Origin of the sequence: Burkholderia sp. LFS061 (genome assembly GCF_047978125.1) — a bacterium.
Taxonomy (GTDB): domain Bacteria; phylum Pseudomonadota; class Gammaproteobacteria; order Burkholderiales; family Burkholderiaceae; genus Burkholderia; species Burkholderia pyrrocinia_C.
Window position 1 is genome coordinate 1 of record NZ_JBFPFS010000079.1, and the last position, 15,226, is coordinate 15,226.

General features: G+C 67.6%; 14 protein-coding genes. 4 read left to right on the top strand and 10 right to left on the bottom strand.

What is annotated here, in order from left to right; all coding sequences use genetic code 11:
- The 4 genes from ACNQQL_RS34985 to ACNQQL_RS35000 form a co-directional block, all read right to left on the bottom strand.
- Positions 1 to 619, bottom strand: a 619-nt coding sequence (locus tag ACNQQL_RS34985) for a PqiC family protein (RefSeq protein ID WP_347069142.1), incomplete at its 3' end; no start/stop codon positions are given.
- Positions 616 to 2,235 (bottom strand): intermembrane transport protein PqiB, encoded by a 1,620-nt coding sequence (locus ACNQQL_RS34990; protein WP_347069144.1) that lies wholly within the window; start codon positions 2,233 to 2,235, stop codon positions 616 to 618. The genes ACNQQL_RS34985 and ACNQQL_RS34990, both read right to left, overlap by 4 nt.
- Positions 2,228 to 2,857 carry a paraquat-inducible protein A gene (locus ACNQQL_RS34995; protein WP_204425816.1) on the bottom strand — a complete coding sequence of 210 codons (630 nt, stop codon included), beginning with the start codon at positions 2,855 to 2,857 and terminating at the stop codon, positions 2,228 to 2,230. The genes ACNQQL_RS34990 and ACNQQL_RS34995 overlap by 8 nt, the downstream gene beginning before the upstream one ends.
- A complete protein-coding gene (locus ACNQQL_RS35000; protein ID WP_347069146.1) occupies positions 2,854 to 3,528 on the bottom strand; it encodes a paraquat-inducible protein A in 675 nt (224 codons plus the stop codon). Before ACNQQL_RS35000 ends, ACNQQL_RS34995 begins: the two co-directional genes overlap by 4 nt.
- Before the next feature lie 257 nt (positions 3,529 to 3,785).
- Between ACNQQL_RS35000 and ACNQQL_RS35005 the strand changes: the two genes are divergently transcribed.
- The 4 genes from ACNQQL_RS35005 (at position 3,786) to ACNQQL_RS35020 (ending at position 7,032) form a co-directional block, all read left to right on the top strand.
- Positions 3,786 to 4,346 carry a cytochrome b gene (locus ACNQQL_RS35005; protein ID WP_072436294.1) on the top strand — a complete coding sequence of 187 codons (561 nt, stop codon included), beginning with the start codon at positions 3,786 to 3,788 and terminating at the stop codon, positions 4,344 to 4,346.
- Positions 4,347 to 4,354: 8 nt separating this feature from the next.
- Positions 4,355 to 4,915 (top strand): YceI family protein, encoded by a 561-nt coding sequence (locus tag ACNQQL_RS35010; RefSeq protein ID WP_347069148.1) that lies wholly within the window; start codon positions 4,355 to 4,357, stop codon positions 4,913 to 4,915.
- A 64-nt stretch (positions 4,916 to 4,979) separates the two neighbouring features.
- Complete coding sequence (locus ACNQQL_RS35015; RefSeq protein ID WP_072436293.1) at positions 4,980 to 5,561, top strand: YceI family protein; 582 nt, start codon at positions 4,980 to 4,982, stop codon at positions 5,559 to 5,561.
- A gap of 193 nt (positions 5,562 to 5,754) precedes the next feature.
- Positions 5,755 to 7,032: an MFS transporter gene (locus ACNQQL_RS35020; RefSeq protein WP_072436291.1), complete on the top strand. Its 1,278-nt coding sequence runs from the start codon at positions 5,755 to 5,757 to the stop codon at positions 7,030 to 7,032.
- A 19-nt stretch (positions 7,033 to 7,051) separates the two neighbouring features.
- Here ACNQQL_RS35020 and ACNQQL_RS35025 read toward each other — a convergent pair whose 3' ends face one another.
- The 6 genes from ACNQQL_RS35025 to queA form a co-directional block, all read right to left on the bottom strand.
- Positions 7,052 to 8,578 carry a S41 family peptidase gene (locus tag ACNQQL_RS35025; RefSeq protein ID WP_347069151.1) on the bottom strand — a complete coding sequence of 509 codons (1,527 nt, stop codon included), beginning with the start codon at positions 8,576 to 8,578 and terminating at the stop codon, positions 7,052 to 7,054.
- Between the two features lie 218 nt (positions 8,579 to 8,796).
- A complete protein-coding gene (secF, locus tag ACNQQL_RS35030) occupies positions 8,797 to 9,747 on the bottom strand; it encodes a protein translocase subunit SecF (RefSeq protein ID WP_034182770.1) in 951 nt (316 codons plus the stop codon).
- A gap of 18 nt (positions 9,748 to 9,765) precedes the next feature.
- Positions 9,766 to 11,787 carry a protein translocase subunit SecD gene (gene secD / locus ACNQQL_RS35035; protein ID WP_347069155.1) on the bottom strand — a complete coding sequence of 674 codons (2,022 nt, stop codon included), beginning with the start codon at positions 11,785 to 11,787 and terminating at the stop codon, positions 9,766 to 9,768.
- A gap of 106 nt (positions 11,788 to 11,893) precedes the next feature.
- A complete protein-coding gene (gene yajC, locus ACNQQL_RS35040; protein ID WP_034182772.1) occupies positions 11,894 to 12,217 on the bottom strand; it encodes a preprotein translocase subunit YajC in 324 nt (107 codons plus the stop codon).
- A 233-nt stretch (positions 12,218 to 12,450) separates the two neighbouring features.
- Positions 12,451 to 13,644, bottom strand: coding sequence for a tRNA guanosine(34) transglycosylase Tgt (gene tgt, locus ACNQQL_RS35045; RefSeq protein WP_347069158.1), 1,194 nt, complete (start codon positions 13,642 to 13,644; stop codon positions 12,451 to 12,453).
- Between the two features lie 177 nt (positions 13,645 to 13,821).
- Positions 13,822 to 14,889: a tRNA preQ1(34) S-adenosylmethionine ribosyltransferase-isomerase QueA gene (gene queA, locus ACNQQL_RS35050; RefSeq protein WP_347069160.1), complete on the bottom strand. Its 1,068-nt coding sequence runs from the start codon at positions 14,887 to 14,889 to the stop codon at positions 13,822 to 13,824.
- Positions 14,890 to 15,226 lie beyond the last annotated feature (337 nt).

The following is a 15,226-nucleotide window of genomic DNA, read 5'->3' on the forward strand; positions in this document are numbered from 1 at the left end:
CCGCCGCGGGCGTCGTGCCGCGGCTTGCGGCCATCGCGCGCACGCCGGCCGCGGCCTGCGTGGCGATCACGTCGAGCGCGCGCCGGTGGCCGGCGACGAGCGCGTCGTAGCTGTCGGCGACCGGTTCCGCGACGCTCGTGCGACAGGTCATCACGGCCTGCGTGCCGAGCGGGCGCACGCTCCACACGGCGTCGACCGCTGCGCGCTTGCCGGGCCACGACTCGAAGCGCTGCACGTTTACGCTGACGCGATACACGGGCACGCCGGGCGGGTACGCGGAATTCGCGACGTCGATCGTGCCGAGTTGCGCGGCGAGATCGTCCGACAGCGCGCGGCGGATCTCGTCGGCGGGCGGCGACGCCCAGCGTTCCTGCTCGAGCACGTCGACCTGCGCGGCGTTCTTCTGCACGACCAGCTGGTTCTTCGCGACCTGCTCGGGCACGCCGACGGACGGCACCTCGATCAGGAACGCCGGGTTGGCCGGCGCGGTGCGCACCGGGGCCGTGGTGTCGGCCGGGCTGAGCGTGTAGAACCGCGCGGGCGGCGAGCTGCACGCGGCGAGCGCGAGTGCGGCGAAGGCCACCGCGCCGCTCGCGAAACCGTTCACGCGTGTCGTCATTGTTTATCTCCTGGCTTGCCCTTGAGCAGCGATTCGGGGTGACGCTCCAGATAATCGGCGAGCGCGTTCAGCGACTGCAGCGTGCGCGTGAGCTCCTTCAGCGCGCCGCGCACGTCGGACTGCAGCGGCGAATCCTGCTGCAGCGTCGCTTCGGCGGTCGAGAAGGTCTGCTTCGCGGCCGACAGCGTGTCGCGCGCTTCCGGCGCGACCTGCGTGTCGAGCTGCTTGAACAGCTTGTCGGCGTTCGACAGCGCGCTGTTCAGGTTCGCGCCGATCTGGTCGAACGGCACCTTGTCGAGTTTCTTCGCGATGTCGGCGACCTGCAGCTGCAGTTCGTCGAGCGTGTTCGGCACGGTCGGCAGCTCGAGCGGCTGGCGCGCCGTGTCGATCTTCACGGCCGGCGCCTTCGGGAAGAAGTCGAGCGCGACGTAAAGCTGGCTCGTCAGCAGGTTGCCGGTGCGCAGCTGGCCGCGCAGCCCGTGCTGGACGAGCCGTTCGACGATCTCGCGGCGGGCCGGTTCGCCCTTGCTCTCGATCGTTTCGCGGAAGCGGCGGCCGAGGCGCTCCGGATACACGTTCATCGTCACCGGCATCGTGAAGTTCTTCGTCTTCGGATCGTAGTCGATGCCGATGTTCGTTACTTCGCCGAGCACGATGCCGCGGAAGTCGACCGTCGCGCCGACGGCGAGCCCGCGCAGCGACTGGTTGAAGTTCATCACGACCTGCAGCGGCTGGCCGTCCGGGTCGCGCATCGCGTCGCCCTCGTCGGAGGCCAGGCGGAACGTCGTGTTGTTCGGTGCCGTCGCGCCGCTGCCCTGGTTCGGCGGCGTCTGGAATGCGATGCCGCCGAGGATCACCGTCGCGAGCGACTGCGTGTTCAGCTTCAAGCCGCTCGAATCGAGCCGCAGGTCGACGCCGCTGGCCTGCCACCAGCGCGAGTTTACGCCGACGTACTGGTCGTACGGCGCAGTAACGAACACGTTGACCGTGACGCCCGTGCCGTCCTTGTCGAGCGAGAAGCCGACCACCTGGCCGACCTGCACGCGGCGGTAGTAGACGGGCGAGCCGATGTCGATCGAGCCGAGCGAATCGCCGCGCAGCACGTATTGCGTGCCTTTCTGGTCGCCCGTGACGGCGGGCGGCGTTTCGGAGCCCGTAAAGTCGGTCAGCGTATCCTGCCCGTGGCCGGCGTCGACGCCGATATACGCGCCGGACAGTAGCGTGCCGAGCCCCGACACGCCGGTCGCGCCGACGCGCGGCCGCACGATCCAGAAGCGCGAGCCCTTGACCGCGAAGTCCTCGGCTTCCTTCTTGAGCTGCACCTGGACGAGCACGCGCGACAGGTCTTTCGACAGCTTGATCGTCTTGACCATGCCGATCTCGACGTCCTTGTACTTGACCTGGGTCTTGCCGGGCTCGAGCCCTTCGGCGCTATGGAAGCTGATCGTGATTTCCGGGCCGCGCTCGCGCACGGACTTGATCACGAGGCCGATGCCGATCAGCGCGGCGATCAGCGGCACGAGCCACACGAGCGACGGCAGCCAGCCGCTTTTCGTCGAGATCGTCGGGTCGGGCGGCCGGGGCTGGTCGTGCTGCGGGCCTTGCGGACTATTCATGGTGATTCCCTGAGGTTTCGACTGGATCCCAGATCAGGCGGGGATCGAACTGCATCGATGCGAGCATCGTCAGGATCACGACCGAGCCGAACGCGATCGCGCCGGGGCCGGCCGTGATGACGGCGAGCGAACGGAAATGGACGAGCGCGACGGTGAGCGTCACGACGAAGATGTCGAGCATCGACCAGCGGCCGATGCGCTCGACGATCCGGAACAGGCGCGTGCGCTGCAGCGGCCGCCACGGCGAGCGGCGCTGCGCGCTGATCACGAGGATCAGCAGCACGCCGAGCTTGAGCATCGGCACGAGGATGCTCGCGACGAACACGACGACGGCGAGCGGCCAGTCGCCCGACACCCAGAAATAGATGACGCCGCTCATGATCGTGTCTTCCTGCGAGCCGACGATCGATGCGGTGCGCATGATCGGCAGCAGGTTCGCCGGAATGTAAAGGATCGCGGCCGCGAGCAGCAGCGCCCAGGTGCGCATGATGCTGTTCGGGATGCGGAAATGCAGCGCGGTGCCGCAGCGCGCGCAGTGCGCATGCGGCCGGTCGAGCGTCTGCACGAGTCCGCACGTGTGGCAGCTCGCATAGCCCTCGCGGGCGGCGGTCGGCGTCGTCATCGGCGGGCGGCCTCGGGCGGCGGCGCGGCGATGTCGGGCGGCTCCGGCTGTCCGGGCGGGCGCCCGGCGCGCAGGTCGTCGGCGATATCCCACAACGTGCGCGGATCGAACATCAGCACGACGGCGATCATCAGCGTGAGCGCGGCGAACGCGAACAGCGCGGCATCGGGAACGACACGCGCGAGGCTCACCATCTTCACGATCGTCACGACGATCCCGAGCATGAACACCTCGATCATGCCCCATGGCCGCACGAGCTCGATCGCGCGCAGCACCAGGTTGAAACCGGGCGGCACGACGCCGCGCCGGATCGGCAGCAGCAGGTACAGCAGCGCGGCCATCTCGACGAGCGGGAACAGCACGGTCGAACAGAACACCATCACGCCGACGACCGCCATGTCCTGGCGCCACAGCGAGTCGATCGCGCCGATCAGCGTCGTCTGCACGCGATTGCCGTTCACGTCCATTTCGAGGATCGGGAACGCCTGCGCGATCGTGAACGTGATCAGCGCCGCGAGCGCGAGCGCGCAGATCCGCTCGATCTGCGTGGCGCTGTCGCGATAGAGCAGTGCGCCGCAGCGCGGACAGCGCGCGATTTCGCGGCGGCCGAGGCGCGGTTTGTGCAACAGTGCGTCGCACTCGTGACAGGCAATCAGGTCGTTTCGTTGCATGGAAAAAGCGGTTGCGCGACGGCGGGAGAACGCGTCGACGGGGCCGGAACCCGCGCCAATCTTACCAAAACGCCTTTTTCGCGGTGTCAACGATCGTGTGTTCAGTGACCGATCGGTAACATGACGGGGAGCGGGCAGCAGGCTGACACGCCTGTCCTCAGAGTCCGCGCAGGTCCAAAGGTTGCGGTAGCATGGCGCCCTTGACAAGCGTCGGACTCATGGCCGGCGCGGCTGTTCGCTGAACTGAGGAATCCAAGATGGTATCGAATTCGCTGCCGGCCAGGCCGGTACGCTATACGCAGAGCGCGATCGCGCTGCACTGGCTGATCGCGCTGCTGATCGTCTGCGCCTTCGCACTGGGCTGGGTGATGACGGACATCCCCGGCTTCACGCCGACGAAGCTGAAGTACTTCTCGTGGCACAAGTGGCTCGGTGTGACGGTGTTCGCGCTGGCCGTGGTGCGCGTGCTGTGGCGCGCGACGCACGTGCCGCCGCCGCTGCCGGGCGGCACGCCGGCGTGGCAGCGTGCGGCGTCGCACGGCGTGCACATCCTGCTGTACGTGCTGATGCTGGTGATTCCGATCACGGGCTACCTGTACAGCTCGGCGTCGAACATCCCGGTCGTGTACCTCGGCATCGTGCCGCTGCCGCGGCTGATCGATCCCGATCCGGTGCTCAAGGAAACCTTCAAGACGCTCCACGTGTCTTTGAATTACATTCTGCTTGCGCTCGTCTCGCTGCACGTGCTCGCGGCGCTCAAGCACCAGTTGTTGGACCGCGACGGCCTGCTGTCGCGGATGCTTCCCTTTGCCAAATGAAGGATTCCATGAAAGTGTCTTTCTCCCGCTCCATGCTGACCGCGTTCGCCGCGGTGTCACTTGTCGCGTCGGGCGCGGCGCTCGCCGATGTCGATCTCGCGAAGAGCAAGGTGTCCGTCGTGTCGAAGCAGATGAACGTGCCGACCGAGGGCGCGTTCAAGAAGTTTTCCGCGCAGGTGAAGTTCGATCCGGCGAAGGCCGCGCAGGGCAGCGCGCAAATGACGATCGACGTCGCGAGTTATGACCTCGGCGACAAGATGTACAACGACCAGGTCGCCGGCAAGGACTGGTTCGACGCGAAGACGTATCCGCAGGCGACGTTCGTGTCGTCGGCGATCGCGCCGGCCGGCGGCAACAAGTACAACGTGACCGGCAAGCTGACGATCAAGGGCAAGTCCGAGGCCGTCACCGTGCCCGTGACGGTCACGCAGAGCGGCGCGACGCAGACCTTCGACGGCGTCCTGCCGATCAAGCGTTCGGCGTTCAACGTCGGCACCGGCGAGTGGAAGGATACGTCGATCGTCGCGGACGAAGTGCAGATCAAGTTCCATCTGGTCGCCACGAAGTAAGCGGCGGCCTGTCGCATCACCCGAATGCCGCGCGAGGGCGCGGCGCCGTTCCAAGGAGAATGAGTTGAAAAAGCATCTGATGATCGCCGCCGGCGCACTGGCCGCTTCGCTGTCGTTCTCGGCATTCGCCGACAGCGCGACGTACCAGTTCGACCCGAGCCACACGTACCCGAGCTTCGAGGCCGACCACTTCGGCGGCCTGTCGGTCTGGCGCGGCAAGTTCGACAAGTCGAAGGGCTCGGTGACGCTCGATCGCGCGGCGAAGACCGGCACGGTCGACGTGACGACCGAGATCGGCTCGATCAGCACGGGCAGCACGAAGCTCGACGAGCACCTGCAGACGGCCGAGTTCTTCGACGCATCGAAGTACCCGGAAGCGACCTACAAGGGCGCCATCAAGTTCGACGGCGACAAGCCGGTGTCGGTGGTCGGCAACCTGACGCTGCATGGCGTCACGAAGCCGCTGACGCTGAAGATCGATTCGTTCAAGTGCATGCCGCACCCGATGCTCAAGCGTGAAGTGTGCGGCGTCGACGCGATCGGCGAATTCAGCCGCGACGATTTCGGCCTCGACTACGGCAAGCAGTACGGCTTCAAGATGAAGACGAAGCTGCTGATCACGGCCGAAGCCGTCAAGCAGCAGTAACGCCGCCGGCCGGGCCTGCCGCCGCGCCGGCCCGCCGCGAGCCAACCGCCGCGTTCCCATTGCCGGGAGCGCGGCGGTATTTTTTTGCGCGCCTATAATCGCCCGAGCGCCGCTCGCGGCGCCCGGCGGGCCGACGGCGCGGGCGTGGCCGCGGCCGCCTCGAACAGAACGTACAACGACAAGGAGATCGCCGATGCATGCCGCCACGCAGTCCCGTTCCATTGCCTCGTCGCCGCGCGTGTGGCGCGCGGTGGTCGCCGCGTCGATCGGCAACGCGCTCGAGTGGTTCGATCTCGTCGTCTACGGCTTCTTCGCGGTGACGATCTCGAAGCTGTTCTTTCCGGCCGGCAACGACACCGTGTCGCTGCTGCTCACGCTCGGCACGTTCGGCGTGTCGTTCTTCATGCGGCCACTCGGCGCGATCGTGCTCGGCGCGTATGCCGACCGCGCGGGCCGCAAGGCCGCGCTCACGCTGTCGATCCTGCTGATGATGGTCGGCACGCTGATCATCGCGGTGCTGCCGACCTACGAGACGATCGGCGTCGCCGCGCCGGTGATCCTCGTCGCCGCGCGGCTGGTGCAGGGCTTCTCGGCCGGCGGCGAGTTCGGCAGCGCGACCGCGTTCCTTGCCGAACACGTGCCGGGCCGGCGCGGTTTCTTCGCGAGCTGGCAGGTCGCGAGCCAGGGGCTCACGACGCTGCTCGCCGCCGGCTTCGGCACCGTGCTGAACGCGCAGCTGTCGGCCGCGCAGATGGCTTCGTGGGGCTGGCGCGTGCCGTTCTTCTTCGGGCTGCTGCTCGGGCCCGTCGCGTACTACATCCGCACCAAGGTCGACGAGACGCCCGAATTCCTCGCGGCCGAGGGCACCGCGAACCCGCTGCGCGACACGTTCGCATCGCACAAGGCGCGCCTGGTCGCGGCGATGGGCGTGGTCGTGCTCGGCACCGTCGCGACCTATCTCGTGCTGTTCATGCCGACCTACGGCGTGAAGCAGCTCGGCCTCGCACCGTCCGCCGCGTTCGCGGCGATCCTCGTCGTCGGCGTGATCCAGATGGCGTTCGCGCCGCTCGTCGGCCACTGGTCGGATCGTTACGGCCGCGTGCGCGTGATGATCGCGCCCGCCATCGGCATCCTCGTGCTGATCTATCCGGCATTCGCCTATCTCGTCGCGCATCCGGGCTTCGGCACGCTGATCGCGCTGCAGGTGCTGCTCGCATTCCTGATGACGGGCTACTTCGCGGCGCTGCCGGGCCTGCTGTCCGAGGTGTTTCCGGTGCAGACGCGCACGACCGGGATGTCGCTCGCGTATAACGTCGCGGTGACGATCTTCGGCGGCTTCGGGCCGTTCATCATCGCGTGGCTGATCCGTGCGACCGGTCTGAAGACCGCGCCGAGCTTCTACCTGATGTTCGCGGCCGTGCTGAGCCTCGCGGCGCTGGTCGTGCTGCGCCGGCGATTCGGCTTCCGGTAGCAGGGCGGGCGGCGGCGCGTCAGTTGCCGCCGCGTTCGCACACGGGCTGCGCGGGCATCAGTTGCGCCGGCGCGTCGACGGTCCGCACGGGGCGCCCCGCGAGTGCGGCGAGCGCCTGCTGCAACTGCCAGTCGTCGGCGGTGCCGAATGCGCGCTGCGGCAGCGCCGCGCTCTTCGACGTATCGACCTTCGCGCGTACGCGCGCTTCGCGCAGCTTCTGCCGTTCCTTGCGCACGTGCTCGAACGGGTCGGGTGTCAGCCGGTCCGCATACGGCGCGCGTGCGAGATCGACTTCCCGGTACCACAGCAGCACGCCGTCGACGTCCGAGTCGCGGCGCGGCGGCACGAGCCAGTCCGGCACGACGCCGTAGCCGTCCATCGGGCAGCCGTTCGGCCGCAGGTTGCGCGCGAACGTGAAGTTCAGGCGCGTGCCGTCAATCAGGTCGACGCCGGTCTGCGCGAGCCCCTTCCCGTAGGTCGGCATGCCGAGCAATTTCGCGCGGCCGAGATCCTTCAGCGCCGCCGCGGTCGCTTCGGCGGCCGACGCGCTCTGTCCGTCGACGAGCACGACGAGCGGCACGGTGCGCCACCAGTCGTCGGCCTGCAGCGGCGCGAGCGGATCCTGCCCGTGCATCACCGGCAGTTCGTAGTCGGGCCAGTTGGTCGAGAAGCGGCGGCGGTGGGTGTCGCCGCGCTCGACCGTCACCATCGCGGTGCGGTCGCGTCCCGCGAACAGCGCGGTAATGCCGATCGCCGCATTGAGCGCGCCGCCGCCGTTGATGCGCAGGTCGAGAATCATCCCTTTCACCGGCGGGCCCGTGCGGCGCACGGCCTGCACCGCGTCGATGTAGTCGCCGACCGCCGGTTCCGGAAAGCTCGACAGCCGCGTGTACAGGATGTCGCCGTCGAGCCGCTTCGCGATCGCCGGATGCGGCTTGACGATCGCGCGCACGGGCGCGAAGCTCAGCACCGCATGGTTCGGGCCGCGCTGCACCGTGAGCTTCAGCGGGACGCCCGCATCGCCCTTCGCGAGTTTCACGAGCTCGCCGCTGTCGATGCCGACGACGCTCCTGTCGTTCATCGCGACGACGAGATCGTCGGGACGCACGCCGGCCTTCTCGGCCGGTGCGTCGGGAATCACGTCGATGATGTGCAGCCCGTCGGGCCGCGTCTCGAAGACGATCCCGATGCCGGGCGTGCCGTCGCGGGCGCGTCGTTCGTCGTCGCGGCGCCCCCGCTCCTCCTTTGCGTCGAAAAAGCGTGCGTACGGCAGCGTCTTGATCCCGTCGTGGACCGTCGCGTCGAGCAGCGCGCCGATGTCGACGTCGGTCAGATGCTGCTTCTTCAGCACTTCGACGGCGGCCTTGAGTTCGCAGATCTGCGGCTCCCAGTCGGGCGGGCAGGGTGACGGCGATGCGGCGGCAGGCGGGACGACAGGCTGTGCGGCCGCTGGTGCGGATGCCGACTGTGCGCCGGCAGGTTGCGTGCACGGCAGCAATGCAGCCGCGACGGCTGCGCAGCCGGCGAGGCGACGAACGACACACATCGGAGGCATCATCGGGGCCGCATGTTCGGACGGGGGCGAGGGTGCATGCCTGCCGGCGCGCGGCCGGCATGTAGCGGGGCAGGGCGGTAACGATTGTAGCCGACGCCCGTGACGGCGCCTGTCGGGCTGGCCGCACGCCGCACGGCGGCGGCCCGCGCATGAAAAAAGGCCGGTCCAACAGGACCGGCCTTCTTGCGGTTGCCGAAACGGCGCGGCGCTTAAACCTGCGCGCCCGCGTTCGGATCGTCCGGATCGTGCGCGGTCTTCTTGTCCTTGATCAGGTCTTCGCGCTTGATGCCGAGCCACATCGCGAGCGAGCCCGCGACGAACACCGACGAGTAGATGCCGAACATGATGCCGACCGTCAGCGCGAGCGCGAAGTAGTGCAGCGTCGGGCCGCCGAAGAAGAACATCGACAACACCATCATTTCCGTCGACGTGTGCGTGATGATCGTCCGCGACATCGTGGTCGTGATCGCGTGGTTGATCACTTCCTGCACGCTCATCTTGCGTTCGCGGCGGAACGTCTCGCGGATCCGGTCGAAGATGACGACCGACTCGTTGACCGAGTAGCCGAGCACCGCGAGGATCGCCGCGAGCACCGCCAGCGAGAACTCCCACTGGAAGAACGCGAAGAAGCCGAGAATGATCACGACGTCGTGCAGGTTGGCGATGATGCCGGCGACCGCGTACTTCCATTCGAAGCGGAACGACAGGTAGATCACGATGCCGATCACGACGCACGCGAGCGCGAGCAGGCCGTCGGTCGCGAGCTCCCGGCCGACCTGCGGGCCGACGAACTCGACGCGCTGCAGCGTGACGTCCGGGCTCTGCGCCTTCAGCGCGGTCATCACCTGGTCGCTCTGCTGCGCGGACGTGAGGCCTTCCTTCAGCTGCAGCCGGATCAGCACGTTGCGCGACGTGCCGAAGTTCTGCACCTGCGCGTCGGCGTAGCCGAGCTTGCCGAGCGTCGCGCGCACCGGTTCGAGTTCCGCGGCCTGCTGGTACTGCACCTCGATCACCGTACCGCCGGTGAATTCGACGGACAGGTGCAGCCCGCGGTGGAACAGGAAGAACACGGCGGCGAGGAACGTGACCAGCGAGATCACGTTGAACACCAGCGCGTGCCGCATGAACGGAATGTCTTTACGGATGCGGAAAAATTCCATGGTCTCGTCTCCGGGGCCTTATTGGGTCGAGCCCGGTTTCTTCGGCGACACGCCTTGCTGCGCGCGGTTGCGCAGCTGCGGCTTGCCGGCGCGCGGCGCATTGCCCTTCGCGGGTGCGGCGAGCTTCGCGGCGCGCGCGGTGTCGGTCGATTCGTCCGCGTCGGTGAACGACGCGGCGGCAGCGGCGCCTTCCGGCCTCCACACCTGGCCGATCGCGAGCGACTTCAGCTTCTTGCGGCCGCCGTACCAGAGGTTGACGATCCCGCGCGAGAAGAACACCGCGGAGAACATCGACGTCAGGATACCGAGGCAGTGCACGATCGCGAATGCGCGAACCGGGCCCGAGCCGAACGCGAGCAGCGCGAGGCCGGCGATCAGCGTCGTGACGTTCGAGTCGAGAATCGTCGCCCACGCATGCGCGTAGCCGGCCTGGATCGCGAGTTGCGGCGGCTGGCCCGCGCGCAGTTCTTCACGCACGCGCTCGTTGATCAGCACGTTCGAGTCGATCGCCATGCCGAGCGCGAGCGCGATTGCGGCGATACCGGGCAGCGTCAGCGTCGCCTGCATCAGCGACAGCACGGCGACGAGCAGCAGCAGGTTGACCGACAGGCCGATCACCGAGACCACGCCGAACAGCATGTAGTACGCGATCATGAACACGGCGATCGCGCAGAAGCCCCAGATCACCGAGTGGACGCCCATCTTGATGTTGTCGGCGCCGAGGCTCGGGCCGATCGTGCGTTCCTCGATGATGTCCATCGGTGCGGCGAGCGAACCGGCGCGCAGCAGCAGCGCGAGGTCGGCCGCGGCCTGCGGCGTCGGCTGGCCCGTGATCTGGAAGCGGTCGCCGAGTTCCGACTGGATCGTCGCGACCGTCAGCACCTCGCCCTTGCCCTTCTCGAACAGCACCATCGCCATCGGCTTGCCGATGTTGTCGCGCGACACGGTGCGCACCGCGCGGCCGCCGGCCGAATCGAGGCGGATGTTGACCGACGGACGCTGGTGTTCGTCGAAGCCGGCCGATGCATCGATGATGCGGTCGCCGGTGAAGATCACGTCCTTCTTCAGCAGCACGGGCGCCTGGATGCCCTGCGTGAACAGTTCCTCGCCGGGAGGCACCGGGTCGTTCGGGTTCGGGTGCGTGTTGATCGGGTCGGCGAGGCGTGCCTCGAGCGTCGCGGTGCGGCCGATGATGTCCTTCGCCTTCGCGGTGTCCTGCACGCCCGGCAGCTCGACGACGATGCGGTCGCTGCCTTGCTGCTGCAGGATCGGTTCCGACACGCCGAGTTCGTTCACGCGGTTGTGGAGCGTCGTCAGGTTCTGCTTGAGCGCGGCGTCCTCGACGGACTTCTGCACGGCCGGCGTGAACGTGCCGACGACTTGCGTGCCGCCGCCGCCGGGCTGGGTCGCCCATTGCAGTTCGGTGACCGACTGCGCGAGCACCTTGCGCGCGTCTTCCGCGGTCTGCGCGTCGCTGAAGTTGACGACGACGGACTGGTCGACGCGGCTCACGCCGCCGTCGCGGATGTTCTTGTCGCGCAGCAGCGAGCGCGCGTCGGATGCGTCGGAGTCGAGCTTCTTCGTGAGCGCGCCCGTCATGTCGACCTGGAGCAGGAAGTGGACACCGCCGCGCAGGTCGAGGCCGAGATACATCGGCAGCGCGTGCAGGGCAGTCAGCCAGCGCGGCGACGCGCTCTGCAGGTTCAGTGCGACGACGTACTGCGGATCGTTCGGGTCGGTGTTCAGCGACTTCTGCAGCAGGTCCTTGACGCGCAGCTGCGTATCGGTGTCCTTCAGGCGCACGCGGATGTTCGCGCCGGTCGCCGTGTTCTCGAAGGTGACGTCGTCCGGCGTGATCTGCGCGGACGCGAGCGCCGATTCGACCTGGGTCAGCGTGGTCGAGTCGAGCTTGACCGTGGCCTTGCCGCTCGACACCTGCACCGCCGGCGCTTCGCCGAAGAAGTTGGGCAATGTGTACAGAAGGCCGATGGCGAGCGCCACGACCATCACGACATATTTCCAGAGTGGATAACGATTCATGAGGGGGCCGAACGGGTGGTTGGCGTGAAAGCGTCGCGTCCGGCGCCGCGACGGCCCGCTCTCTCAGGCGGGCACGGCGCGGGGGGCCGGACGCTCGGTGAAGGGCTTACAGCGACTTGATCGTGCCCTTCGGCAGAATGGTCGTGACCGCAGCCTTCTGCACGGTGATTTCGGTGCCTTCGGCGATCTCGACGCCGATGTAGCCTTCGGTGACCTTCGTCACCTTGCCGACGAGGCCGCCGCTCGTGACGACTTCGTCGCCCTTGGCCATGGCCGCGAGCATGTTGCGGTGCTCCTTCTGACGCTTCATCTGCGGACGGATCATGATGAAGTAGAGCACGCCGAACATCAGGATGAGCGGCAGGAAGCTCATCAGGCTCGATTCGGCGCCACCGGCACCTTGAGCGAAGGCATTGGAAATGAACGGCACGTTGGTCTCTCCGTAGGGGAAGATCGAAAAATAAGCCGGTTATTCTACCACCGGCCCCATGCGCAAACGGCGCAGCAAATGCGCTTTCGGATCAAGCTGTTAAAGCGCGAACCGACACCATTGCGACTTGTTTGGAAAGGCAATTGTAATATTTGGCGGTCGGGTTCGGCAGTTGGAGCGCGTTATTTAGTACACGTCCTATGTGACGAACCGCCGCGCGGCCCGTCGGCCCGTCAGTCGACGCCTCTGGCGCGGTCCTCCGCGAAGCGCTGGCGGAACGCGTCGAACGTATGGGTCTCGATCGCGTCGCGGATCTCGCTCATCAGCTGCAGGTAGTAGTGCAGGTTGTGGATCGTGTTGAGCTGCGCGCCGAGGATTTCGCCGACGCGGTGCAGGTGATGCAGGTAGCCGCGCGAGAAGTTCCGGCACGTGTAGCACGCGCAGCTTGCATCGAGCGGCTTCAGCGAGTTCTTGTGCGTCGCGTTGCGGATCTTCACGTCGCCGAAGCGCGTGAACAGCCAGCCGTTGCGCGCGTTGCGGGTCGGCATCACGCAGTCGAACATGTCGATGCCGTTGGCGACGCCCTCGACCAGATCCTCCGGCGTGCCGACGCCCATCAGGTAGTGCGGCTTGTTGGCCGGCAGCTTCGGGCCCACGTGCCGCAGCACGCGCATCATGTCTTCCTTCGGCTCGCCGACCGACAGCCCGCCGATCGCGAGGCCGTGGAAGCCGAGTTCCGACAGGCCCGCGAGCGATTCGTCGCGCAGGTCCTCGAACATCCCGCCCTGGACGATTCCGAACAGCGCATTCGGGTTGCCGAGCCGGTCGAACTCGTCGAGCGAGCGCTTCGCCCAGCGCAGCGACATGCGCATCGAGTCGGCCGCTTCCTTGTGCGTGGTCGGCACGCCGTCGGTCGCGTACGGCGTGCATTCGTCGAACTGCATCACGACGTCGGAGTTCAGCACCTTCTGGATCTGCATCGACACTTCCGGCGACAGGAACAGCTTGTCGCCGTTGATCGGCGACGCGAACGTGACGCCGTCCTCGGTGATCTTGCGCAGATCGCCGAGCGAGAACACCTGGAAGCCGCCCGAGTCGGTCAGGATCGGCTTGTTCCAGCCCATGAAGCCGTGCAGGCCGCCGTGCGCGTCGATCGTGTCGAGGCCCGGGCGCAGCCACAGGTGGAACGTGTTGCCGAGGATGATCTGGGCGTTGATCTCGTGCAGCTCGCGCGGCTGGATCGCCTTCACGGTGCCGTAGGTGCCGACCGGCATGAAGATCGGCGTTTCGACCACGCCGTGGTTGAGCTTCACGCGGCCGCGGCGCGCGTGGCCGTCGGTCGTCAGCAGTTCGAATTCGAGCCCGTTTGCCGGGCGGTCTTGCACGGGGGCGTGCGTATCGTGATCGTGGGATGAGCCTTCGGTCATCGTGTCGTGCTCCTTGCTACCGGAGAACAGTCCGGCGCATGTTGGACAGGCCGCCGGGTGCCCGGCGGCGGAAAAGGCGGGTGCGGGCCAGCGTGGCTCGCCCAGCGGGAAATCGGGGCGTGAAGATAGTAACGGGGGCGACGGGCATGCGGTGCGGGACCGTCGCGCCCGTCGCGCTTATGCTTGCGGCGCCTCCGGCGTGTCGCGCCGCGTGAGCAGCATCGCGTCGCCGTAGCTGAAGAAGCGGTAGCGTTGGTCGATCGCGTGCCGGTACGCGGCGCGGATCGTCTCGACACCCGCGAACGCGGACACCAGCATCAGCAGTGTCGACTTCGGCAGGTGGAAGTTCGTGACGAGCCGGTCGACCACGCGAAAACGATAGCCGGGCGTGATGAAGATGTCTGTCTCGGCCTGCGTCGCCGCGAGCGGGCGGCCCGCTTCGTCGGCCGCGCGCGCGGCGGCTTCGAGCGCGCGCATCGACGTCGTGCCGACCGCGATCACGTTGCCGCCGCGCGCGCGGGTCGCGGCGATCTTGTCGACGAGCGACTGCGGCAGGTCGTACCACTCGCTGTGCATCCTGTGCTCGGCGATGTTGTCGACGCGCACCGGCTGGAACGTGCCGGCGCCGACGTGCAGCGTCAGCGTCGCGCGCTCGACGCCCATCGCGTCGAGCTTCTCGAGCAGCGGCTGGTCGAAGTGCAGCCCGGCCGTCGGCGCGGCGACCGCGCCCGGATTGCTCGCATAGACGGTCTGGTAGCGCGTTTCGTCGGTCGCGTCGGGATCGTGCTCGATATACGGCGGCAGCGGCAGGCGGCCGTACTGCTCGATCAGCGCGAGGCACGGCTCGGGGAAGTGCAGCGTGAAGAACGGCTCGACGCGCTCGCCGACGGTCACGTCGAACGCATCGGCAAGGCGCAGCGTCGTGCCGGCGCCCGGCGACTTGCTCGCGCGGATCTGCGCGAGCGCCGTGTGCGTGCCCGTCACGCGCTCGATCAGCACCTCGATCTTGCCGCCGCTGGCCTTCTGGCCGAAGAAACGCGCCTTCAGCACCCTGGTATCGTTGAAGACGAGCAGGTCGCCGGGCGCGATGCACGACGGCAGCTCGGCGAAACGGCGGTCGACGAGGCGCGGGGGCTCGACGGTATGGTCGACCTCGAGCAGGCGGCTCGCGGTGCGGTCGGGCAGCGCGGTTTGCGCAATCAGCTCGGGCGGCAGATTGAAATCGAAATCGGAAAGCGTGAACATGCGGGCTGGTTCGAAGCGGCCGGCGGGCGTCGCCGGCGGGGCGGAAACGCGTAAATGGGGCGCGCGAGCCGCTATGATGACGGGATGCGCGGCCTGGCCGGCGTCGTTCGTTCGGACGACGTGAAAGCCGCTATTGTACTTGCCTTGCGAAGCACCCAGACGATCCGATGCCAGTGTCACCACGCCGTTCCACCGCCGCCGTTGCCGATTCCGCCGATCCATTCGACACGGAGGATGTCGCGTTGCCCGCGCATCGCGCGGGGGAGCGCGACGCGCAGGAGCCTGCCGAGCCGCCGCGCGCCGCGCCGCGCCGGGCCGGCCCGACGCGCGGCGCGGC

Bases quoted from the DNA above. Each gene is read 5' to 3' on its own strand.
- ACNQQL_RS35010 (WP_347069148.1), top strand. From the start codon at position 4,355: ATGAAAGTGTCTTTCTCCCGCTCCATGCTGACCGCGTTCGCCGCGGTG.
- queA (WP_347069160.1), bottom strand. From the start codon at position 14,889: ATGTTCACGCTTTCCGATTTCGATTTCAATCTGCCGCCCGAGCTGATT.
- ACNQQL_RS35005 (WP_072436294.1), top strand. From the start codon at position 3,786: ATGGTATCGAATTCGCTGCCGGCCAGGCCGGTACGCTATACGCAGAGC.
- ACNQQL_RS34990 (WP_347069144.1), bottom strand. From the start codon at position 2,235: ATGAATAGTCCGCAAGGCCCGCAGCACGACCAGCCCCGGCCGCCCGAC.
- tgt (WP_347069158.1), bottom strand. From the start codon at position 13,644: ATGACCGAAGGCTCATCCCACGATCACGATACGCACGCCCCCGTGCAA.
- ACNQQL_RS34995 (WP_204425816.1), bottom strand. From the start codon at position 2,857: ATGACGACGCCGACCGCCGCCCGCGAGGGCTATGCGAGCTGCCACACG.
- ACNQQL_RS35025 (WP_347069151.1), bottom strand. From the start codon at position 8,578: ATGTGTGTCGTTCGTCGCCTCGCCGGCTGCGCAGCCGTCGCGGCTGCA.
- secF (WP_034182770.1), bottom strand. From the start codon at position 9,747: ATGGAATTTTTCCGCATCCGTAAAGACATTCCGTTCATGCGGCACGCG.
- ACNQQL_RS35020 (WP_072436291.1), top strand. From the start codon at position 5,755: ATGCATGCCGCCACGCAGTCCCGTTCCATTGCCTCGTCGCCGCGCGTG.
- ACNQQL_RS35000 (WP_347069146.1), bottom strand. From the start codon at position 3,528: ATGCAACGAAACGACCTGATTGCCTGTCACGAGTGCGACGCACTGTTG.
- secD (WP_347069155.1), bottom strand. From the start codon at position 11,787: ATGAATCGTTATCCACTCTGGAAATATGTCGTGATGGTCGTGGCGCTC.